A 21,526-nucleotide genomic window follows, 5' to 3' on the forward strand; every position below is an offset into this window, starting at 1 on the left:
GGAACGGTGAGTGCACAGGCCTGGGACCTCGTCGTCGCGGCAGCGTGTGCGCTCGTCGCGGTGATGCTGGCATGGCCCGTTCCGATCTGGCTGTCGCGCTCCGCGTGGCCGCCGCGGCATCCGGCGCTCGCGCTCGTGCTGTGGCAGGCGATCGGCGCAGCGGGCGGTCTCACCATGATCGGTGCGCTCTGGCTGGTGACCATGGCGTTCGTTCCCAGCGCGTGGCTCGCGGGCATCCCGGCGATGGCGCTCGCCGTGTACCTGCTCGCGCACCTCGTCGCGGCGATCGTGTCGTTCGACCGGCAGCGCCGTCGCCACCTCGCCCTCGTCGAGCTGCTCTCGGTGCCTGATCCGGATCGGGCGCGCACCCGCGTTCTCGACGATGCCGCACCCGTGGCCTACTGTCTTCCGCACGGCGTCGGATCCGTCACCGTGCTCTCGCGCGGCCTGCTCGACGCGCTGGCGCCGGATGAGCTCGCGGCCGTCACGGCGCACGAGCGCGCCCACATCGAACAGCGCCACGAGGTGCTGCTCGTGGCGTTCAAGGCGTGGCGGCGCGCGCTGCCGTGGTTCCCGATCGCGGCCAGAGCCGAAACCGAGGTCGCCGCGCTGATCGAGATGATGGCTGACGACGTCGCCCGCCGCACGCAGCCGGATGACGTGCTCGCACGGGCGATTCTGGCCGTCGCCTCGTCCGGATCGCTCGGCACGGCATCCGCAGAGCGAGCATCGACCCGCCGCGACCGGATGCACGACCGCTTCCGGAGGCTGGCCGGGGCCTGACCATCCGGCTTCGCCGCGAGGCCCGAGGCGCGATCCACTGCCCCGAGCCGCGTCAGAATCGCCGAGCCGCGGCACAATCCGGCGGATTCTGCCGCGAACCGAGGATTTTGCCGTATGTCGGAACGCCTCTGCGGCAGACCTCAGTCGATCTCGGGCACCAAGCGTACGGCGCCCTTGTCGGCTGACTGCGCGAACGCGGCGTAGGCGCGCAGCGCCGGCGTCACCTTGCGGTCGCGCTTCTCCTTCGGCCGGTAGCCGCCTGCGGCCTCGAGTTCAGCGCGACGGCGGGCGAGCTCGTCATCTGGTACCTCGAGCTGCAGCTTGCGGGTGGGGATGTCGATCGAGATGATGTCGCCCTCCTCGACCAGGGCGATCGTGCCGCCCGCCGCCGCCTCGGGCGAGACGTGCCCGATCGACAGACCCGACGTGCCGCCCGAGAAGCGACCGTCGGTGATCAGCGCGCACGCCTTGCCCAGGCCGCGGCCTTTGAGGAACGACGTCGGATAGAGCATCTCCTGCATGCCGGGCCCGCCCTTCGGTCCCTCGTATCGGATGACGACGACGTCGCCCTCGGTCACTTCCTTGGCGAGGATGCGCCGGACGGCCTCATCCTGCGACTCGCACACGACGGCGGGGCCGGAGAAGGTCCAGATCGACTCGTCGACGCCCGCGGTCTTCACCACGGCGCCGTCGACGGCGATATTGCCTCGCAGCACGCCGAGGCCGCCGTCCTTCGAATACGCGTTCTCGAAGTCGTGGATGCAGCCGTTCGCGGCATCAGTGTCGAGTGACTCCCACGTCTTCGACTGCGAGAACGCCTTCGACGAGCGCTCGCCTCCCGGCGCCGCGTGCCACAGCGCATTCGCTTCGTCGCTCGCCTTGCCGCCGCGGATGTCCCACTCGTCGAGCCAGGCGCCGAGGGTCTGGGCGTGCACTGTGTGCACGTCCTCGTTGAGCAGGCCGGCGCGGCGCAGCTCACCGAGCAGCGCGGGGATGCCGCCGGCGCGGTGCACGTCCTCCATGTAGTAGGTGCGGCCGTTGGCGACGTTCGGGGCGACCTTCGCGAGGCACGGCACACGACGTGAGACAGCGTCGATCTCCTCGAGGCCGAAGTCGACTCCCGCCTCGCTCGCGGCGGCGAGCAGGTGCAGGATCGTGTTGGTCGAGCCGCCCATCGCGATGTCGAGCGCCATCGCGTTCTCGAACGCCTCGGGAGTGGCGATGTTGAGCGGCAGGACCGAGTCGTCGTCCTCGTCGTAGTAGCGGCGCGTGATGTCGACAACCAGCGACCCCGCCTTCTCGTACAGCGCGCGGCGCGCGGTGTGCGTGGCCAGCACCGAGCCGTTGCCCGGCAGTGACAGGCCGATCGCCTCGGTGAGGCAGTTCATCGAGTTCGCGGTGAACATGCCGGAGCACGAGCCGCATGTCGGGCACGCTGCCTCTTCGATGCGCTGGATGTCCTCATCCGAGACCTTTTCGTTCACGGCCTCGCTGATCGCGTCGACGAGGTCGAGCGTGCGCTGGTTGCCGTTGACGAGCGTCGCGCGGCCGGACTCCATCGGGCCACCCGAGACGAAGACGGTCGGAATGTTGAGCCGCATCGCCGCCAGCAGCATGCCTGGCGTGATCTTGTCGCAGTTGGAGATGCACACCAGGGCGTCGGCGCAGTGCGCATTGGCCATGTACTCGACCGAGTCGGCGATGAGATCGCGCGAAGGCAGTGAGTAGAGCATGCCGTCGTGGCCCATTGCGATGCCGTCGTCGACGGCGATCGTGTTGAACTCGCGGGGGATGCCGCCCGCGGCGCTGACGGCCTCGGACACGATGCGGCCGACGGGGGCGAGGTGCGTGTGGCCCGGCACGAACTCGGTGAACGAGTTGGCGACGGCGATGATCGGCTTGCGGCCGATGTCGCTTCCTTCGACACCGGATGCGCGCATCAGTGCGCGGGCGCCCGCCATATTGCGGCCGTGGGTGACAGTGCGTGAGCGAAGAGTGGGCATGATGCCATTCTCGCCCGCCTTCTGCGCACTTCATGCACGTTCGCCGATGCGGTTGGTACCAGTACTGGGAGTACTATCGGGGGATGATCCGCCCGCGCACGCCTCGCCGCGAGGAGCTCGGAGCGTTCCTCGCCGATCGCCGTCGCGCCGCCCGCCGCACGGCGCTCGGGCTGCCGCCGACAGGGCGGAGGGTGCATACGGGTCTGAGCCGCGAGGAGGTCGCCACCCTCGCCGGCGTGAGCGCGAGCTGGTACACGTGGCTGGAACAGGGTCGCGACATCAACGTCTCACGGCAGGTGCTGAGCGCTGTTGCCAGGGTGCTGCGTCTCACCTCCGCGGAGACCGACTACGTGATCGGTCTCGCCGAGCGGGAGGCGGCCGTTCCCGAGATCCGGCGCGAGGCGATTCCGGAACACCTGCAGCGACTCGTCGACGCGCTGGACTTCCCCGCGTTCGTCGTGGCGACGGACTGGGCGATCGCCGGCTGGAACGCCGGATACGAGTGGCTGTACCCGCGCATCGCAACCGTCGAGGTCACAGATCGCAACCTGCTCTGGCTCGTCTACACCGATCCGGAGCTGCGCGAGATGCTGCCGGACTGGGAGCGCGAGAGCAGGAGGTTCCTCGCAGAGTTCCGCGCCGAGTCGGGAGTGCGCCTCGCCGGGCCGGGGCATCGCGCGATCGTCGACCGGCTGATGGCGGCCAGCGCGGACTTCCGCTTGCACTCCGCCGATATGGCCGTGGAACGGTTCGCGTCTCGCCGTCGCGTGTTCCGGCATCGCGAGGAGGGGCTGCTCGAGTTCGAGCACCATCGCCTCGTCCCCAGCGACGCGGTCGACCTGCACGTGGTCATGTACGTCCCCGTGCGCTGACGGGGCTTCCGCACGCCGGATGACCTGATGCACAACGAGCGCCGGTGGTGTGGAATGGGCCCATGACTGAGAAGATCGCCGCCATCGTGCGGTTCACGTTCGTTCCGGATGCTGAAGAGCGGGTCGCGGCCGTGGTCGAGCGTACGCTGGCGATCACGCGCACCTTCGCCGGCTGCGAGCGCATCGATATACTGCGCAGTGCGGAGCGCCAGGACGAATGGACGCTCTACGAGATCTGGGCGGATGCCGACAAGGAACAGGCGTATCGTGACTTCCGCGCGAGCCCTGAGGGCGCAGATGCGGACCTCGCCGCGCTCTTGGCTGCACCGCCGACCCTGGAGCGCTTCACTCTGCGCGACTGATCAGGCGACGACGACGTGCACTGGGCGCAGCGTCCTCCCCTCCACAGCCGCGAATCTGCGGTCTTCTTCGTCCGCAGGCGCGCAGACTGCTCGCGTCCTTCTGCGAGTGTCGGCATCCGGCATGACGGCATGGACCGGGATATCCAGTACCTGATGCGCCGCGAGTACGACCGCGGGCCCGAGTGACGCCTGCGCTGACCTTGCGCTAATTCTCCTGCAGCCGGTCGAACACGTATCGATCGCGCCCGACGGCGAGGCCGAGCACGAGCTGAGCGGCGCAGGAAGCGAGCAGGAACAGCAACGATGCCGTCCAACCGTTCGTCAGCGCGTGCAGCGCGCCGAAGGTGACGGGAGCGGCCCCGGCGATGACATAGCCGACCGATTGGCCCATGCCGGAGAGCGCGGACGCGGTGTGGTGGTCGCGGGCACGGGTCGCCATCAGCGTCAGCGAACACGCAATCGAACCTCCGCTGCACAGCCCGATCAGCGAGATCCAGAGGAAGATCCCCTCGGGTGCGAGCAGCAGGCCGCTGACGCCGATCAACGAGAAGACGGGAAGCATCGCCGGCACCCAGCGCTCCGCGCGGCCGCGCATCGTGAACGGCAGCAGCACGGAGCCGAGGACTCCGACCATCTGGAAGATCATCACGTCGTAGCCGGCCAGCACCTCGCTGTGCCCGAGTGAGCGGGCGTAGGGTGCGAGCCATGTGATCATGACGTAGAACATGATCGCCTGGGCTCCCATGTACAGCCCGACGAGCCACGCCACAGGATCGCCCCACACGCTCGGCCCGCGTGCGGAGCCGCGCTCGATGCGCCGCCCGGAGTCGGCGCCGAATCGGCGCATGTGAAGCAGCCACAGCACGATCGCGATCGGCAGCGTCGCGGCCACGGCGACGAGCGCGAAGCGCCATCCGGCGTCCCCGCCGTTCGGCTCGACCGCGTAGGAGACGGGGACGACGACACCGGATGCCAGGGCGCCGCACCCGGCGAACAGCGCGGTGTACATGCTGGTCACGAGCGCGACGTGCCTGCCGAACGAGCGCTTCACGACAGCGGGGAGGAGCACATTCGCCACGGCCAGGGCGACGCCGACGAGCGCCGTGCCGAACCAGAGCGAGAACTCCGGCCCGGGTATCGAGCGGATCAGCGTGCCGAGCGCCAGCACGACCAGGGCGCACAGCACGATGCGGTTCATCCCGAACCGGTGCGACAGCGTGTGCGCGAACGACGACAGGATCGCCCACAGCACCACGGGCACCGACGTCAGCGAGCTCAGCAGTGCAACCGATTCGCCGGTCGAGGCGCTCATCTGCTCGAGCAGCGGTCCGACGCCGGTGATCGTGACGCGCATGTTGATGCCGATCACGACGATCGCCGCGAGCAGCAGGCCGATCGACACCCCGCGTCCTGCGGCTGGGGCTGCAGCGGGGATCGACATCGGTGACTGCTCGTTGCTCACCCGGTGACCTTACGCCTGCACGGCATCGGGTGCCGTGCAACCTCTCGTTCAGCGGCAGGCGGCACTACCGCCCCAGCAGCGGCCAGCCCGTGTATGCCTCTGCCAGGTAGCGTCGGCCGGCCTCGCTGTCGGTGACGGTGCGCAGCTCGGCGATCTGGCGGTGGCGCTCGAAGTCACTCGCGCCAGGCTGCTGGTGCAGCATGCTCGTCATCCACCAGGAGAACTGCTGCGCCTTCCATGTGCGGCGCAGCGCCTCATCCGTGAAGTTCTCGAAGTCCTCGCCGTCGCCGTCGAGCAGCAGAGTCCGGATCGCGCGGTTCAGCAGGACGACATCGGCGACGGCGAGGTTCATCCCCTTGGCGCCGGTGGGCGGCACCGTGTGCGCGGCGTCTCCGACGATCACCGCGCGCCCCGACTGCATCCTGTGCGACACGAAGCTGCGGAACCTCAGCACGTCGCGCTGGAAGATCGGGCCCTCCTTCAGCTCGGTGCCGGGCGTGCGGCGCTGCAGCTCGTCCCAGATCTCGGCCTCGCTCATCGCGTTCGGATCGGCGTCGGGGTCGCACTGGAAGTACATCCGCTGCACCTCGGGGCTGCGCTGGCTGATCAGCGCGAAGCCGTCGGGTGAGTTCGAGTAGATCAGTTCGTCCTTCGACGGCGGCGCCTCGCACAGGATGCCGAACCACGCGAACGGGTACTCGTGGAAGAAGCCGCCGTGCGATCCGGTTACGGCCTCGCGCACGACGCTGCGCGAACCGTCAGCGCCCACGACGACGTCGGCTTCGATCGTGACCTCGGTGCCGTCGGTGTCGCGCGTGATCACGCGAGGGCGAAGGGAATCGGCGTCTTCGACGCGCTCCGCGGTCACACCGAAGCGCAGGTCCTGTCCACCGGCCGAGCGCGCGGCGATCAGGTCGATCAGCACCTCGTGCTGCGGGTAGAGCCAGACGTTGCGGCCGATCAGCGCGCCGAAGTCGATGTGGTGCAGCTCGCCGTCGAAGCCGAGATGGATGCCGGAGTGCCTGTCGCCGACGGTGTGCACGCGGTCGGAGATGCCGGTCTCCGTCAGGACCTCGACGGTGCCCTGTTCGAGGATCCCGGCGCGGATCGTCGTCTCGATCTCCTCGCGGGTGCGGTTGTCGACCACGATCGAGTCGATTTCCGCCTCGGCGAGCAGGTGCGAGAGCAGCAGGCCGGCCGGCCCTGCCCCGATGATGGCGACCTGGGTGCGTTCTGCGGTCATGGCGTCTCCTTCGACGGATGCGGTGGTCTCGCCGCGTCGACGAGCTGTTGGGACGATCATCCGGGATCGAGGACCGGAGAGCTCGTCAGATGCCGTTGAACGGGCATCGGGCGGCGAGAGGGGCCGCCGGAGAACGGCAGCCCCGATGCAGAGCGCCCCGCGTGGCACGATCGTTCGTGCGCGCCGCTATGTGCGGATCACCCATCAGAACGCCGATTCCAGGGGCAGGATTCCATTAAGCCGCAGCCCCGTGATCAGTAGCGTGACCGACATGTCCGCGACAATCGCTGCTCGCCCTGCGCACTTCACCCGCCCGGTGACGGCGGTCCGCTGCGCATCCGGTGGCGCGACGAAGGGGTGACATGGCTCGCTACGCCCTTTCCCGCCTCGCCTCGTCGCTGTTCGTCCTGTTCGTCCTGTCGGTGCTGGTGTTCTCGATGGTGAGGGTCATCCCCGGCGACCCGCTGGCGGCATTCGCCGACCCGTCCAATCCTGATCCGGCTGCCCTTGACGCGCTGCGACACGAGCTGGGACTCGATCGGCCGTGGTTCACTCAGTACTTCTCGTGGCTCCTCGGGGTCCTGCAGGGTGATTTCGGGAATGCGATAACTGTTCCGGGGAGCGTTTCGGGCCTGATCGCCACTCGGCTGCCGCTGAGTCTTGCTCTCGCTGGGATGGCCACGCTGTTCGGCGTCGTCATGGGCGTCCCTGCTGGGATCCTGGCTGCGGTCCGATGGCGAAAGGCATCGGACAACGTCGTCAAGGGCTTCTCTTTCGTACTTCTGGCGACCCCGCCCTTCGTGCTCGGCACTGTGCTGATCCTGCTCAACTCGCTGACGCTGAGACTGCCACTGGTCGGCTACTCCGGAGCTGCCGCGGATCCGATACGAGCAATCGGCGTGCTGGTCCTCCCCGCGTTCCTGATCGGTCTCGTGCTCGCCGCCGTCACCGCCAGGTACACCCGAGGCACTCTCCTGGACACGCTGGGGCAGGACTTCGTCCGCACCGCCAGGGCGAAGGGCGCCTCGCCTGCGCGCTTGGTGGGCAGGCACGCGCTGCGCAATGCGCTTATCCCGGTGACTACCGTGGTCGGCATCGAACTGGCCGCACTCGTCGGCGGCACCGTCGTGATCGAAGCCGTGTTCGCCTTGCCTGGCATCGGGACGCTGCTGCTCACCGGCATCAGGGCATCGGACTATCCGATCATTCAGGCCACCGTGCTGCTGATCGGCGCCGTCTACGTGCTGATCAACTTCGTCGTCGATCTCCTCTATCCCCTGATCGATCCGAGAGTCAGGGTGCACACACCATGACTGTGTCAGGCAAAGGCGTCGCGAGCCGCCGTCGACTCGGACCGGCCTTCTGGGGAGGCGCGGGCATCCTGCTGGCGATCCTGTCGGTCGCCGGTTGGATGACGCTATGGCCGCTGCACGATCCGCTGGCCAACGCAGGTCCGGCGATGGGCGGGCCCATGCCGCAGCACCCGCTCGGAACGGACAACCTCGGTAGGGACACCTTCACCAGGCTCGCGCTGGCGACACGCACCAGCCTGCTCATCTCCGGTGCTGCCGCGCTCCTCGGCGCCGTGATCGGCACCGCCTTCGGGCTCATCGCCGGTTACATCGGCGGCTGGGCGGATGCCGTCATCATGCGGGTCGTCGATGCCCTGCTCGCGCTGCCGGCGATCCTCGTGGCGCTGGTCGTCGGCGTCGTCATCGGAAACGGACCGTGGCCGCTGATCCTCGCGCTCGGCTTCATCTTCGCTCCAGGGTTCGCCCGCGTGATGCGAGCGCCGGTGATCGCGCTGCGGGAGCGGGACTTCGTGCTCGCAGCGAAGATCAGCGGAGTGCGGAGCACTCGTGTGATGGCCGAGCATCTGCTTCCCAACGTGCTCACGCCCCTGTTCGTCCAGTTCGCGTCCGTCGCCTCGCAGATCGTGCTGATCGAAGCGGCACTGAGCTATCTCGGTCAGGGTGTCCAGGCGCCGGAGCCCTCGGCGGGCCGCATGATCAGCGAGTTCACCCGCTTCATGCAGGTGCAGCCGCTGCTGATCATCCTCCCATCACTGGCCATCATCCTCCTGTCCGCGGCGTGGAACCTCCTGGCCGACGGCCTGCAGGACCGGCTCGCGCCGAGACGGGAGCCGGCGTTCTCGCTCGGCGCGAGCCGAAGGCGCATGGCTGCGAGCAGAACCTCTTCCCCACGCCCGGGCGACCACCGCAGCACTCCCCCGACACAGAGATGAGAGAACCATGAAGCAGCCGATCACAGCGGGGGCCGTCATCGTCGCGGCCTCATTCGTCCTCGGAGGATGCGCCGCGGGCGCCCCAGCCGATCCAGGCCAGGACGAAGGCGAACCTGTCGCCGGCGGCACCCTCACCTGGGGCGTCCCCGCCGAGCCGTCCGCAGGGGGCGTCGATCCGATGGTCGGCACCGCCATCGCGACGGAGGTCATCGACTCGATCGCGTACGACACCCTGCTCGTCAAGGACGAGGACGGCACGGTCGCGCCCGCCCTGGCGACATCGTGGGAGCAGCAGGACGAGCTGACCTGGGTGTTCGAGCTCCGCGACGACGTCACGTTCGCCGACGGGAGCGAGTTCGGTCCTGACGACGTCGTCTACTCCTTCGAGACGCGGAAGGACGGCGGCTCCAACGCGACCTACTTGAGCAGCATGGAGAGCGTTGAGGTGACAGGCGAGAACGAGGTGACGTTCCACTTCAGCCAGCCGGACGGCACCTTCCTGGACGCCGTCTCCGCGCGGCAGACGTTCTTCATCGTCGGGGAAGAAGGGTACGGTACGGCGTCCCAGGGCGAACGCGAGACCAGGACCTTCGGCACCGGGGCCTTCCAGGTCACCGACTGGACGAAGGGCGTGAGCGTCACGATGGAGAAGAACGACGACTACTGGGGCGATGAGCCCTACCTCGATGAGATCGTCTTCGAGCTCTACGAGGACCAGAGCACTCTGCTGGCCGCACTGCAGCAGGGCAGCGTGCAGGCTGCGGCGTTCACCGACGGCAGCATCGCAGGCCAGGCGGAGGCCGCAGGCTACACGCTCGGCGATGCCGCCTATCGCCAGAACCTGGCGGTCTACATCAACCCGGAGTCAGGACCGCTCTCCGACGTGAACGTGCGGAGGGCGTTCTCGCTCGCGCTGGACCGCCAGGCGCTCGTCGACACTGCCCTGCTGGGCTACGCCGGTGTCTCGTTCGCGCCGCCGTCCGGCGATCCTGGTGCACCCGACGCCAGCGATCTGCCCTACTACTCCCGAGACGTCGACGAGGCCAAGAGGCTGCTCGCCGAGGCCGGCCAGCAGAACCCGGAGATCACCCTGAGCTACATGGGAGATGTGGCACAGGCGCATCATCCTGTCTACGAGATGATGCAGCAGCAGCTCACCGAGGCCGGGATCACCCTGAAGCTCGACTCGAAACCCCTCTCGGAGATCGCGCCCGTCTTCACCTCTGGCGAGTCATGGACGGATCTGGTCGCCATACCTGGCAGCCCCAGGGCGTCGTCCGTGTTCTACTTCGAGCCCATGCTGCTCGAAGGCGGCGTGTACAACCACTGGGACGGCAACCCCGACGCCGAGCATGCGCGTGAGCTGCTGGTCCAGGCGAAAGCGACAGCGGACCCTGACGAGTACGCGGATCTCGTCGACCGGCTGGCGGAGGAGGCGGCCGACCAGGTGCTCGAGTTCGTGCCCGCTGCGGTACCGGTGTACTTCGAGGTGTGGGACGGCAACGCGCTGCACGGATATCAGAGCGACGCGTTCTACTCCCGCTACCGGCTGGACGAGAGCTGGGTGACGCAATGAGCGCCGACACCGACGTTCTGCTGGCGGAGGACCTGACCATCGCATACGGAGGGGCGCCCCCGTCGGTGTCCGGCGTCTCCCTGCGTGTGCGCCGCGGAGAGATCGTCGGTGTCATCGGGGAATCGGGCAGTGGCAAGTCCAGCGTCGCTCTGGCCGTGATGGGGCTGCTGCCGGTTTCGGCCGTCGTCTCCGCGGAGAGACTGAGCGTCGCTGGCAGTGACATGAGGGCTGCGACAGAGCGTGACTGGGCACAGGTGCGCGGCGTGCGCGCCTCGATGGTGTTCCAGGAACCGATGTCCGCGCTCAACCCGTGCATGCGCATCGGTGCTCAGATCGCCGAGGTGCTGCGCATCCACGGGACGGTCGGCAGGAGGAGAGCCCGTGAACGCGCCATGGAGCTCCTGGAGCTGGTGCGGATGCCGGATCCGCGGCGCCGGCTGGACTACTATCCGCACCAGCTCTCCGGAGGACAGCGACAGCGAGTGGTGATCGCGATCGCAGTCGCCGCCGACCCAGCCGTACTCGTGGCGGACGAGCCCACAACCGCGTTGGACATGACCGTCCAGGCACAGATCCTCGACCTCATCCGGACGCTCCGCGACGAGACGGGGATGGGCGTACTGTTCATCAGTCACGACCTCGGCGTCGTCGGCCAGCTCTGCGAACGGGTGGCAGTGATGTACAGGGGGCGGACCGTCGAGTCGGGCGCGGCTGAGCGCGTGCTCGACGATCCGCACCACCCGTACACGCAGGCGCTGCTGGACAGCATTCCCCGGCCTTCGGTAGCGTCGCGCTCGCCGCTGGCGGTCATCCCCGCAGATAACGACTACGCGCACGTCCCCGCCGTGCTCGAGGAGGTCAGGTGAACGAGCCGCTGCTGCGCGTCGACGCGGTCAGCCAGCGCTTCGGCCATGGCGCGCACGAGATCACAGCTCTCGACGAGGTCAGCATCGACGTGCGGCGTGGCGAGACGCTCGGTCTCGTCGGAGAATCCGGGTCGGGTAAGAGCACGCTCGCCCGCGCGATCCTGCTCATGCGCCGCCCGACCGCCGGGCGCATCGAGTTCGACGGCAACGACATCACGGATCTGCGCGGGCGTGCCATGCGCGCCCATCGCCGCAGAGTGCAGATGGTATTCCAGGACCCCAACGATTCGCTCGATCCGCGCTTCACCGTCGCACGCTCGATCGCGGAGCCGCTCGCCGCTGCAGGGTACGGGCGCGTCGATCGGCGGCGACGGGTGATCGAGGTGCTGGAACAGGTCGGCATCCCAGAAGGCGCCGTCACTCGCTATCCGCACGAGTTCTCCGGCGGGCAGAGACAGCGGATCGCGATCGCGCGTGCCATGGCGGCGGCTCCTGAGCTCGTCGTCCTCGACGAGCCGACCTCAGCGCTGGACGTCTCCGTGCAGGCGCAGGTGCTCAACCTCCTGATCCGCTTGCAGAAGGAGACCGGGGTGACCTACCTGTTCATCACCCACAACCTCTCGGTCGTGCATCACATGGCGCATCGGGTCGCCGTGATGCACGACGGCCGGATCGTAGAGGAGGGCACGGGGGAACGCGTGATGACGGCCCCGGAACATCCGTACACCCGGAGCCTGCTCGCCGCGATGCCCATCCTCTATCGGACGTGACAGAGCGGTGGGCTCACTCCCGACCGTCCAGTCGCTCGCGCAGTTCGTCCAGCCGTACTGCCATGCCGATACGGAACATCCGCTCGTCCTCGCGCCATGACTTCCCCAGAACGTGATCGATCCGCTCCAGCCGCTGCAGGATTGTGTTGGTGTGGAAGTTCATCGCCCGCGCGGTGCGGGTCGGGCTGGCGTTGTTCCGCACGAAGGCTCGGAGCGTGCCCAGCAGATCGGCGCCGCGATCTGCGTCGTAGCGCCGCACTGCGCCGATGGTGTCGGAGAGGAACTGCGACAGAGCCCGTGCATCAGCGTCGAGCACGGCGGAGTACGGCAGGAAGTCGTCGGTCGTCACCGCGATGTCGGTGAGCTCGAGCGCCGCGACCAGTCGGGCAGTGCGCATCGCCGTCGTGAAGGCGGCGACGAGGTTGCTCGTACCGACCGACGGGGCGACGGCGATCACCGGATGATCGATGGCGCGCGCGATGTGCGCTCGCAGTGCTTCTGGGTCGATCCCGTCTCCGGTCGACGAGAACGCAGCGACGACATAGCCGCGGTACTCGCCGGTGAGCGCGTGCTCGTCCAGCCGCCTGGTGAGGGCGCGCGCCGTCGCTGCCTGCTGATCGCCCGGCACCGAGAACAGCAGCAGCGAGTCGAGTTCGTCCGGCTCCACGCCGAGCCGTCGCGCTCGTCGTTCCACGTCGGGGCGCCGCTCCGGCACGTCGTCGAGCAGATCGGCGATGAGCTCGCTGCGCAGCCGGTGGTCCGCGCCGGATGCCGCCTCCTGCTGCAGCACGAGCAGCGCGGCGACCTGAGCGGCGCGCTCGATGGTGCGCACGTCCACGGATCCCAGTTCCAGATCGCCGTCGCCCAGCAGCAGCGCGCCGAAGTGCTGGGCGCCGGCGTTCAGAGCGGCCACGGCGCGCACGCCCGCCCCTGGCGCCGCGACGCAGTGACCTGACCTGCGGCTCTCAGCGATCGCCTCCCTGGTCGTCTCGTCCAGCCCCAGCATCCACTCGGGCAGCGGAAGGCCGGCCGCAGCGATGAGCTGCTCGTTGGCATCGACGATGGCCACGGCCCTGTTCAGCGCGGAGGCCAGCGTCTCAGCGACCGGCGCGAAGCCGCCCCCGGCGAGCACCGCCTGCACGAGCTCCTGATGCACCGTGTTCGCCCGATCGCGCTCTCTCAGATGCGACGTGAGCCGCTCCAGTGTGCCGCGTGATTCGTCCTCGGAATCGCGCAGGTCGCGGAGGATCTGGGTGGTCTGCAGAATCACGGAGGCGTGGTCGGCGAGCGCGGACAGCAGCGCGACCTCCTCTGGGGAGAAGTTCTTCTCCTCCCTGTTGGCGACGAAGAGCACGCCGAGCACGTCGTCGCGGCTCAGCATCGGCACGCCGAGGATCGACACGAGCCCCTCCGACGACACCGCGTCGTCGATTCCGGTGTCGTGGCGCTCCCGTGCATAGACCGAGTAGTCGGCTGCCCACTGCGCCGACCGCGATTCGACGACCGCGCTGGCCAGTCCGCGCCCAGGAGGGACCCTGATGCGCTGGAAATCGCCGCTCACCGAGCCGCTGGTCTCCCGCACGCGCAGTTCGCGGGTCACAGGGTCGAACTCGGACAGGTAGGCGAGGTCGACGCCCATCATCTCGCGCGCACGCTGCACCAGGCGGGCCAGCACGGCATCGCTGTCGCGGAGCTCCGCGAGCTCCCTGGCGCTGGAGAACAGCGCGGACAGCTCGTGCTCGCGCCTGCGCAGCCGCGACACCTCGCGCTGGGTGCGATGCACGCGATCGGTGATCTCGGCTGCGTCGGCGTCGGTGATGCCCAGCCGGCGCAGCGCATCACCGACCGCCGTCGGATCGGGAGGCTCGCTGTCGTGACCGGCTCCCAGCAGAACGGCGACCGCCTGCGCTGGGTCGTGTGGGCTCATCCGGCCTCCTCGCCCCGGCGCACCGTCCGGGTGAGCGCGGCGCTGAGCTCGGGCCACAGCTCGTGCGGGGCGAGGTGGCCCATGTCGGGATGCACCTGCAGCTCCGAGGTCGCGATGGCGGCGGCCATGTCCGCGGCGGCCTGCCAATGCACGACGTCGTCCTCGCGCCCGTGGAAGATCAGCGTCGGAACCGTCACGGCTCTGAGCGCTTCGAGGCGCTCGGGCGCGCGCAGCAGCGCGGACCACTGCCGCGCGTAGCCCTCGGGGGAGTAGCCGCGGTCATAGGCGGTCGCGGTCGCGTTCAGATGCCATTCCAGCTGCGGGTCGTAGCGGCCTGGCGGCAGTGCGCGGATGGCGGCCTCGGTCGCGGCGACCGCCTGCTCCTTCGTCATGCGCACAGGTGTCGAGCGCAGCTCTGGGCGCTCCCCGTGGAGGACGTAGCGACGGTCACGGCCGGGGAGCGTGGAGAGCAGGCCGATGCTGCGCACGCGCTCCGGATGCTCGATCGCGAGCATCTGGGCCATCATTCCGCCCATCGAATGCCCTGCCACGTGCGCGGAGGCCACTCCCAGCGCGTCGAGCACGCGCACGATGTCGCCCGCCATGTCGGAGAGGCCGTACCCGCCGTCGATGTCCTCCTCACCGCCGAAGCGCTGGGAGAGGCCGGTGTCGCGGTTGTCGAACCGGACGACGCGGATGCCGGCGTCCGTGAGCAAGGCGATGAAGCGCTCATCCCACGACAGCAGCTGCGCGCCGCCTCCCGAAGCGAGCACGAGCACCGGGTCAGAGGCTCGGCCGAAGACCTCGTAGTAGATCCGGATGTCGTCGGACTCGGCATAGGGCATGGGATCCTCCTCCGCGTTTCGAGTGAGTCTACGAGCGAACCAGAGCCTGTCGCATGTGCGGATCACCTATGGATTCGATGACATGACGGACTGTCCACCCATCGATCGGCGAGCCGAACGCTCATATCGTCGTGCATGACATCGCGGCACCGAAGACCGGAACGTCGCACGCGAAGGAGGGCGGTCCATGCCGATCAACAGCCGTATCAAGGGCCTGCGGGACCACACCCCTGACGAGCGCCTGGCCATGGTCGCGCAGAGCGCCGACCTCGAACCGCACGCACTCGATGCCCTCAGACCCGAGGCCGGGCTCGGCATCGCTCAGGCCGACCACATGATCGAGAACGTCGTCGGCCTCATCCAGATCCCCGTCGGCATCGCCGTCAACTTCACGATCGACGGCCGCGACCGCCTCGTCCCGATGGCCACGGAGGAGCCGAGCGTGGTCGCCGCCGCGTCCAACGCCGCGCGGATGGCCAGGGTGCACGGCGGCTTCACCACCTCGTACACCGGCGACGTCATGATCGCTCAGATCCAGGTGCTCGACTCCGTGAATCCCCACGGCGCGCAGTTCGCGCTGCTGGAGGCGCGCGAAGAACTGCTGGGGCTGGCGAACCAGCAGGACCCGACGCTCGTCTCGCTCGGCGGCGGGGCCTTCGATCTCACGGTGCGCGTCCTGCCCACGCGGGCCGGCGTGCAGGTCATCGCCCACCTGCACGTCGACGTGCGCGACGCGATGGGGGCGAACGCGGTGAACACGATGGCCGAGGCGATTGCGCCGCGCATCGCCGAAGTCACCGGGTCGCGCACGCTGCTGCGCATCCTGACGAACAAGGCCGAGCGGCGCCTCACCAGGGCGCGAGCCGTGTTCGACGCCGAGATGCTCGGCGGTGCCGCCGTCGTCGACGACATCGTCGCCGCCAGCGCCTTCGCCGAAGCGGACCCCTATCGCGCGGCCACGCACAACAAGGGCATCATGAACGGCATCACGGCCGTCGTCCTCGCCACGGGCAACGACACCCGCGCCGTCGAGGCCGGATGCCACTCGCACGCGGCACGCTCCGGACAGTACACGGCGCTCTCGCAGTTCGAGAAGAATGCGGACGGCGACCTCGTCGGCACGTTGGAGGTCCCCCTCGCCGTCGGCCTGGTCGGCGGCGCCACCCGGGCGCACCCGTCGGCACGCGCGGCCGTGCGGCTGCTCGGGGCGGAGACCGCGCGCGAACTGGCGAGTGTGATCGCCGCCGTCGGCCTCGCGCAGAACCTGGCGGCATGCCGCGCGCTGGCGGCGGAGGGCATCCAGCGCGGGCACATGACGCTGCACGCGCGTACGGTCGCGGCCAGTGCGGGCGCCGCCGTGGACGAGGTCGGACAGGTCGCGGAACGGATCGTCTCCGACGGCCGCATTCGCGTCGAGCACGCGCGCGAGGTGCTGGCGACGCTGCGCGCCGAGAAGGCACGAGCATGACGGCGCCGAGGACCGAACCGGAGGACGGACTGCCGACCAGCGTCACCGTGTACGAGGTCGGGCCGAGGGACGGCCTGCAGGCCGAGACCGATGTCGTGCCGACGGACGTGAAGGCCGAGCTGTGCAGGCGGCTGTACGTCGCGGGAGTGCGCGACCTCGAGCTGACCAGCTTCGTGCCGCCGACGTGGATCCCGCAGCTGACGGATGCCGCCGAGGTGGCGGCATCCGTGCGCATCCCCGACGGTGCGCGCGGCGTCGCGCTGGTGCCCAACCTGCGCGGACTCGAACGGGCGCGCGACGCGGGCATCGGCGAGATCGCGGTGGTCGTCAGCGCGACGGAGGCGTTCGCGCACGCGAATCTCAACACCACGAAGGAGGGGGCCGTCGAGCGCGCAGAGGACGTCGTCGCCGAGGCATCCGGCATGCCGGTGCGGGGATACGTCTCGATGGCGTTCGGGGACCCGTGGGAGGGCGAGGTCGACATCGACGCGGTCGCAGCCACAGCGGCGCGGCTGTATGCCGCGGGCTGCGGCACGATCGCGCTCGGCGACACCATCGGCGTGGCAACGCCGGGTCTCACCGCTCGCGTCGTGCGGGAGACGATCGCCGCAGGCGTTCCGGTCGAGGCCGTCGCACTGCACCTGCACGACACCTACGGCCAGGCGCTGGCGAACGTGCACGCCGCGCTCCGTCTGGGCGTGAGCGAATTCGACGCAGCGGTGGGCGGACTCGGCAGATGCCCGTACGCGAAGGGTGCGACCGGTAACCTCGCCACCGAGGCCCTGGTGTGGATGCTGGACGGATTGGGCATCGAGACGGGGATCGATGTCGGCGCAATGGCCGCGACGACGACCTGGTTGTCACGTATGCGGGGCGTTCGCGCGCCGTCGAACATCGCGACCGCGCTGGCCGCGGCCGCATCCAAGGAGGAATCATGACTGGTCTGCCGGCCCCCGGTGCCCTGAACGGCATCGTCGTGCTCGATCTGTCGCGTGTGCTCGCCGGACCGTATGCCGCGCAGATGCTCGCCGACCTCGGCGCGACGGTGATCAAGATCGAGAATCCCGCCGATCCGGATGTCTCGCGCGGGTTCCCGCCCTACCTCACGGACGGCGAAGAGGAGTTCAGCGCCTACTACGCCCAGTACAACCGCGGCAAGCTCGGCGTCGGTCTCGATCTCGCCGCGCCGGAGGGCAAGGAGGTGCTGAAGGATCTGGTCCGCTCCGCCGACGTGCTGATCGAGAACTTCCGCCCCGGCACGATGGAGAAGCTCGGCGTCGGGTACGAGGTGCTCCGCGAGGTGAATCCGAAGCTCGTCTACGCCGCGATCTCCGGCTACGGTCAGACGGGATCCCGCAGTCGGCGCCCGGCCTTCGACAACACCGCGCAGGCTGCGGGCGGGCTGTGGTCGATGAACGGCTACCCCGACATGCCGCCCGTGCGCGTCGGCGTGACGATCGGCGACCTGTCGGCGACGCTGTTCGCCGTCATCGGCACCTTGGCGGCGCTCCGGCACGCCGAGGCGACCGGTGAAGGGCAGCTGGTCGACGTCGCCCAAGTGGACAGCATCGTGGCGCTGACGGAGACCGCCGTCGTCGACTACACCGTCGACGGGAAGGTCGCAGCGCCAGCAGGGAACGAGCACGCGTGGGTGAAGCCCTACGAGCTCTTCGACTGCGCCGACGGGCAGGTGTTCTTCGGCGCATACACCGACAAGCTGTGGCGCGCGGCGTGCGAACTCTTCGGCACTGCGGAGCACGCATCGGATCCCGAGATCGACACGATGCGCAAACGCCTCGTTCCCGAGGTGTACCAGCGCCGGGTGAAGCCGATCGTCGCGGAATGGCTGAGGGATCGGACCAGGGCACAGCTCGAGGAGCTGGCGGGCGATGTCGTCCCGCTCACCGCCGTCAGGAACATCGGCGAGGTGGTCGACGATCCCGGCACAGCGGAGCGCGACATGATCGTCGAGGCGGATTACGGCTCGCTCGGCACCCTGCGCATGTTCGGCCAGCCGATCAAGCTCAGCGCGACGCCCAGTTCGCCCGGCAGAACGGCGAACCGGCTCGCCGAGCACGCCGACGAGGTGCTCGCCGACCTCGCAGGCTATGACGGGGAGCGCATCGCGGCTCTGCGCGACGCGGGAGTGCTGCCGTGAGCGTCGTGCGCACCGAGCCGATCGCCGCGACCGTCGCCGAGGCGTACCGCGGCACCTTCGCCGTCGGCGAGGTGCCGCTGCGTTCGGGCGACGCGCTCCCGCCGGCGTGGGAGGGCGTGTACTTCCCCTTCGAAGCCCCGCTGACGGATCTTCGGCCGGATGGGACTCCGGCCGAGGACGGGGTGCTGCCGGAGATCGACCTGCCGCGGCGGATGTACGCGGGGGAGACGACCGAGTTCCTCCGCCCGCTTCCCGTCGGAGCCGAGGCCGTCCAGACGACGTCGCTCGGCTCCGTCACCGACAAGCGCGGCTCAGGGGGCAGGCTCGTCTTCGTCGACATCGAACGCGATTACGAGGTCGACGGCGAGGTCGCGATCCGCAGCGTGTGGCACGACGTGTTCCTCGAGCAGACCGATCCTGATGCTCCGACGAAGCCGCCGCGCCGAGATCCGGACGTCGCGGCTTCTGCCGACTGGTCGGAGGAGCGGATGCTCGACGCCAGACAGCTGTTCCGCTTCTCTGCGCTCACCTTCAACACCCACCTCATCCACTACGACCGTGCGTGGGCGCGCGAGGTCGAGCACCTGCCCGACCTGCTCGTGCACGGCCCCCTCACTCGCATCCTGCTGATGGACGCCGCCCGCAGGAACGTGCCAGGCCGAATGCCGGAGCGACTCGACGTCAGGGCTGTGGCCCCCACGCTCGTCGACCGCCCGGTCCGCTTCGCCGGGCGCACCGTCGGCGGAACCACCAGGGTGACCGCCCTCGGTGAAGACCACGCCGTGCTGGCGACAGCGGAGATCGCCTGGGCTCCGGCGGATGGACGGGAGGGCACGAACGCATGAGGCCGAACTCCGATTTCGCGCTCGAAGATGTCGAGCGGATCCGTGAGCTGGTCGAGCAGAACCCGTGGGCGACCATCGTCAGCTCGGTCCCGGAGCGCGGCCTGGTCGTCTCCCACTATCCGGTCCTGCTCGATGACGACGCAGAAGGTCTTGTGCTGCTCAGCCACGTCGGGCGTCCGGATGAGCGACTGCACGAACTCGGTGCGCACGAGTGCGTGGTGATCGTCTACGGCCCGCAGGGCTACGTCTCCCCCGGATGGTACGGGTCGTCACCGGCTGTGCCGACGTGGAACTTCGCGGTCGCCCATCTCTACGGCACCCCGGAGATCCTCGACGACGACGAGAACCTGCGAGTGCTGGAGCGACTGGTCTCTCACTTCGAGAGTCCGATGCCCGAGCCGTTCCTGATGAACCGCACCCTCGAGAACGCCGACTACGCGGCCAGGATCGTGCACGGCACGGTCGGCTTCCGGATGAGGGTGGAGCGCTTCGAGGCGAAGGAGAAGATGAGCCAGGACAAGTCGCCGGAAGCGGTTGAGCGCGTCATCGATGCGCTGCGCAGACAGGGGCCGTATCGGAACCCCGAGCTGGCCGACCGGATGGCGCAGGCGCAGGAGCAGCAGACATGACGTCACCCGAGACGATCACCCTCAGCGGAGCCCGGCCCTATGGCGGAGAGCCCCTCGACGTCGTCATCAGCGACGGGACGATCTCACAGATCGCTCCTGCCGGAACCATGCCTGCGGTCGGCGAGGTCGTCGACGCCGCAGGCCGTTGGATCGGACCGGGGCTCTGGGACTCGCACGTGCACTTCACGCAGCACGTCATCCGGCGTCGGCGCATCGATCTCACGCAGACCCGCAGCGCCGGCGAGGTGCTCGACGCCGTGCGCGGGGCACTCGACCACGGAGCGCCGCTGACCGACGGCATGCTGATGGGCTACGGCTTCCGAGACGGTCTGTGGCCGGAGCCGGCCACCCTGGCCGCACTGGAGGAAGCCGTCTCCGATGTGCCCGTCGTCCTGGTCAGCGGTGATCTGCACTGCGGCTGGCTGAACAGGGCAGCCGCCGCTCGGCTCGGCGCGGAACTGGACGAGACGGGGCTGATCAGGGAGGGACCGTGGATCGGCCTGCTGCACTCGCTCGACGAAGCGTCGTCGCTTCCGCCCGACGCCTACCGTGAGGCCGCGGACGCCGCGGCTGCGCGAGGAGTCGTCGGCATCGTGGAGTTCGAGAACACCGACAACGTCGCGGAGTGGCCCGCACGCGTCGCAGAAGGCGTGACGAGTCTCAGAGTCGAGGGTGCCGTGTGGCCTGACCGCCTCGAGCAGGCCGTCGCGGCCGGTCTGCGCACCGGCGACCGCCTCGACGATCAGGGCCTGGTCACCTTCGGGCGGCTGAAGGTGGTCGTCGACGGCTCGCTCAACACCCGCACCGCGTGGTGCTGGGATCCGTACCCCGGCCTGGACCCCGCCGGCCCGCACGCCTGCGGCATGGAGAGCGTTCCCGTCCCGGAGCTGCGCCGGCTGCTCGAACGAGCCGACGGGGCGGGCATCGGCGCCGCCGTGCACGCGATCGGCGACCGCGCGAACAGCGAAGTGCTCGACGCCTTCGCGTCCGTCGGCATGCCAGGTGTGATCGAGCACGCGCAGCTCGTCCGCGACGACGACTTCTCCCGGTTCGCCGAGCTCGGGCTCGCCGCCAGCGTCCAGCCGGAGCACGCCATGGACGACCGCGACGTCGCAGACCACCACTGGGCGGGGCGCACAGCCCGCGCATTCGCCTTCGGCTCGCTGCACCGGTCCGGCGCCGAGCTCCGACTCGGCTCAGACGCGCCGGTCGCACCGCTGGATCCATGGGTGTCGATTGCGGCGGCGACCGCCCGCAGCCGGGGCGGCAGGGGTGCCTGGCATCCGGAGCAGCGGCTGCCGCTGGACGCCGCGCTCGCCGCTTCGTCCCGCGGCGTGCTGGGCGTCGGCCGTCGCGCCGATCTCGTCGTGGTCGACCGCGACCCGTATGCGTGCGACCGCGACGAGCTTCGCACGATGCCCGTCGCGGCCACGCTGCTGGGCGGACGCTTCACCCGACGGGAGATCTGAGCG

At 69.2% G+C, this 21,526-nt stretch carries 18 protein-coding genes and 1 pseudogene; 14 read left to right on the forward strand and 5 right to left on the reverse strand.

All coding sequences use genetic code 11. From position 1 onward, the window contains the following. Positions 1-6: 6 nt before the first annotated feature. Positions 7-783 (forward strand): M56 family metallopeptidase, encoded by a 777-nt coding sequence (locus tag DZG09_RS03740; RefSeq protein ID WP_119696347.1) that lies wholly within the window; start codon positions 7-9, stop codon positions 781-783. Between the two features lie 140 nt (positions 784-923). Here DZG09_RS03740 and ilvD read toward each other — a convergent pair whose 3' ends face one another. Further along, complete coding sequence (gene ilvD / locus DZG09_RS03745; protein ID WP_119696348.1) at positions 924-2,786, reverse strand: dihydroxy-acid dehydratase; 1,863 nt, start codon at positions 2,784-2,786, stop codon at positions 924-926. Between the two features lie 83 nt (positions 2,787-2,869). Between ilvD and DZG09_RS03750 the strand changes: the two genes are divergently transcribed. Both DZG09_RS03750 and DZG09_RS03755 read left to right on the forward strand, forming a co-directional pair. After that, a complete protein-coding gene (locus tag DZG09_RS03750; protein WP_119696349.1) occupies positions 2,870-3,658 on the forward strand; it encodes a helix-turn-helix transcriptional regulator in 789 nt (262 codons plus the stop codon). Positions 3,659-3,720: 62 nt separating this feature from the next. Further along, entirely contained in the window at positions 3,721-4,020 is a 300-nt protein-coding gene (locus DZG09_RS03755) for a putative quinol monooxygenase (protein ID WP_119696350.1), read from the forward strand. Positions 4,021-4,225: 205 nt separating this feature from the next. Here the strand turns inward: DZG09_RS03755 and DZG09_RS03760 are convergent, their stop codons facing one another. Further along, complete coding sequence (locus DZG09_RS03760) at positions 4,226-5,482, reverse strand: MFS transporter (RefSeq protein WP_240423671.1); 1,257 nt, start codon at positions 5,480-5,482, stop codon at positions 4,226-4,228. A 64-nt stretch (positions 5,483-5,546) separates the two neighbouring features. After that, positions 5,547-6,725: a 4-hydroxybenzoate 3-monooxygenase gene (locus DZG09_RS03765; protein ID WP_119697372.1), complete on the reverse strand. Its 1,179-nt coding sequence runs from the start codon at positions 6,723-6,725 to the stop codon at positions 5,547-5,549. A gap of 362 nt (positions 6,726-7,087) precedes the next feature. Here DZG09_RS03765 and DZG09_RS03770 point away from each other — a divergent pair, with 362 nt between their 5' ends. From DZG09_RS03770 to DZG09_RS16710, 5 genes are read left to right on the forward strand one after another with little or no spacing between them, the layout of a single operon-like run. Then, positions 7,088-8,038: an ABC transporter permease gene (locus DZG09_RS03770; protein WP_119696351.1), complete on the forward strand. Its 951-nt coding sequence runs from the start codon at positions 7,088-7,090 to the stop codon at positions 8,036-8,038. After that, positions 8,035-8,970, forward strand: coding sequence for an ABC transporter permease (locus tag DZG09_RS03775; RefSeq protein ID WP_119696352.1), 936 nt, complete (start codon positions 8,035-8,037; stop codon positions 8,968-8,970). The genes DZG09_RS03770 and DZG09_RS03775 overlap by 4 nt, the downstream gene beginning before the upstream one ends. Positions 8,971-8,977: 7 nt before the next feature. Beyond that, entirely contained in the window at positions 8,978-10,546 is a 1,569-nt protein-coding gene (locus tag DZG09_RS03780; RefSeq protein ID WP_119696353.1) for an ABC transporter substrate-binding protein, read from the forward strand. Continuing rightward, the gene (locus DZG09_RS16705) at positions 10,543-11,412 is read left to right on the forward strand and encodes an ABC transporter ATP-binding protein (RefSeq protein WP_205529045.1); all 870 of its coding nucleotides are present in this window, start codon (positions 10,543-10,545) and stop codon (positions 11,410-11,412) included. The genes DZG09_RS03780 and DZG09_RS16705 overlap by 4 nt, the downstream gene beginning before the upstream one ends. Then, a complete protein-coding gene (locus DZG09_RS16710; protein ID WP_205529046.1) occupies positions 11,409-12,182 on the forward strand; it encodes an ATP-binding cassette domain-containing protein in 774 nt (257 codons plus the stop codon). The genes DZG09_RS16705 and DZG09_RS16710 overlap by 4 nt, the downstream gene beginning before the upstream one ends. Positions 12,183-12,195: 13 nt before the next feature. Here DZG09_RS16710 and DZG09_RS03790 read toward each other — a convergent pair whose 3' ends face one another. Together DZG09_RS03790 and DZG09_RS03795 are read right to left on the reverse strand one after the other, a co-directional pair. Then, a complete protein-coding gene (locus DZG09_RS03790; protein WP_119696354.1) occupies positions 12,196-14,109 on the reverse strand; it encodes a helix-turn-helix domain-containing protein in 1,914 nt (637 codons plus the stop codon). Further along, positions 14,106-14,954, reverse strand: coding sequence for an alpha/beta fold hydrolase (locus DZG09_RS03795; RefSeq protein WP_119696355.1), 849 nt, complete (start codon positions 14,952-14,954; stop codon positions 14,106-14,108). The genes DZG09_RS03790 and DZG09_RS03795 overlap by 4 nt, the downstream gene beginning before the upstream one ends. A gap of 166 nt (positions 14,955-15,120) precedes the next feature. Between DZG09_RS03795 and DZG09_RS03800 the strand changes: the two are divergent. From DZG09_RS03800 to DZG09_RS03825, 6 genes and pseudogenes are all read left to right on the forward strand, one after another. Then, positions 15,121-16,422 (forward strand): annotated as a pseudogene (locus DZG09_RS03800) (hydroxymethylglutaryl-CoA reductase, degradative); the annotation flags it as partial. After that, a complete protein-coding gene (locus tag DZG09_RS03805) occupies positions 16,419-17,360 on the forward strand; it encodes a hydroxymethylglutaryl-CoA lyase (RefSeq protein ID WP_119696357.1) in 942 nt (313 codons plus the stop codon). The pseudogene DZG09_RS03800 and the gene DZG09_RS03805, both read left to right, overlap by 4 nt. Beyond that, the gene (locus DZG09_RS03810) at positions 17,357-18,580 is read left to right on the forward strand and encodes a CaiB/BaiF CoA transferase family protein (RefSeq protein WP_119696358.1); all 1,224 of its coding nucleotides are present in this window, start codon (positions 17,357-17,359) and stop codon (positions 18,578-18,580) included. Before DZG09_RS03805 ends, DZG09_RS03810 begins: the two co-directional genes overlap by 4 nt. Then, on the forward strand, positions 18,577-19,425 hold the full coding sequence (locus tag DZG09_RS03815; RefSeq protein WP_119696359.1) for an HTD2 family dehydratase: 849 nt from the start codon (positions 18,577-18,579) through the stop codon (positions 19,423-19,425). Before DZG09_RS03810 ends, DZG09_RS03815 begins: the two co-directional genes overlap by 4 nt. Continuing rightward, the gene (locus DZG09_RS03820; RefSeq protein ID WP_119696360.1) at positions 19,422-20,054 is read left to right on the forward strand and encodes an FMN-binding negative transcriptional regulator; all 633 of its coding nucleotides are present in this window, start codon (positions 19,422-19,424) and stop codon (positions 20,052-20,054) included. The genes DZG09_RS03815 and DZG09_RS03820 overlap by 4 nt, the downstream gene beginning before the upstream one ends. Then, positions 20,051-21,523, forward strand: a complete 1,473-nt coding sequence (locus tag DZG09_RS03825) for an amidohydrolase (protein WP_119696361.1) — start codon at positions 20,051-20,053, stop codon at positions 21,521-21,523. Before DZG09_RS03820 ends, DZG09_RS03825 begins: the two co-directional genes overlap by 4 nt. Positions 21,524-21,526: the final 3 nt, after the last annotated feature.

It is taken from the genome of Microbacterium halotolerans, from assembly GCF_003569805.1.
Lineage (GTDB): Bacteria > Actinomycetota > Actinomycetes > Actinomycetales > Microbacteriaceae > Microbacterium > Microbacterium halotolerans.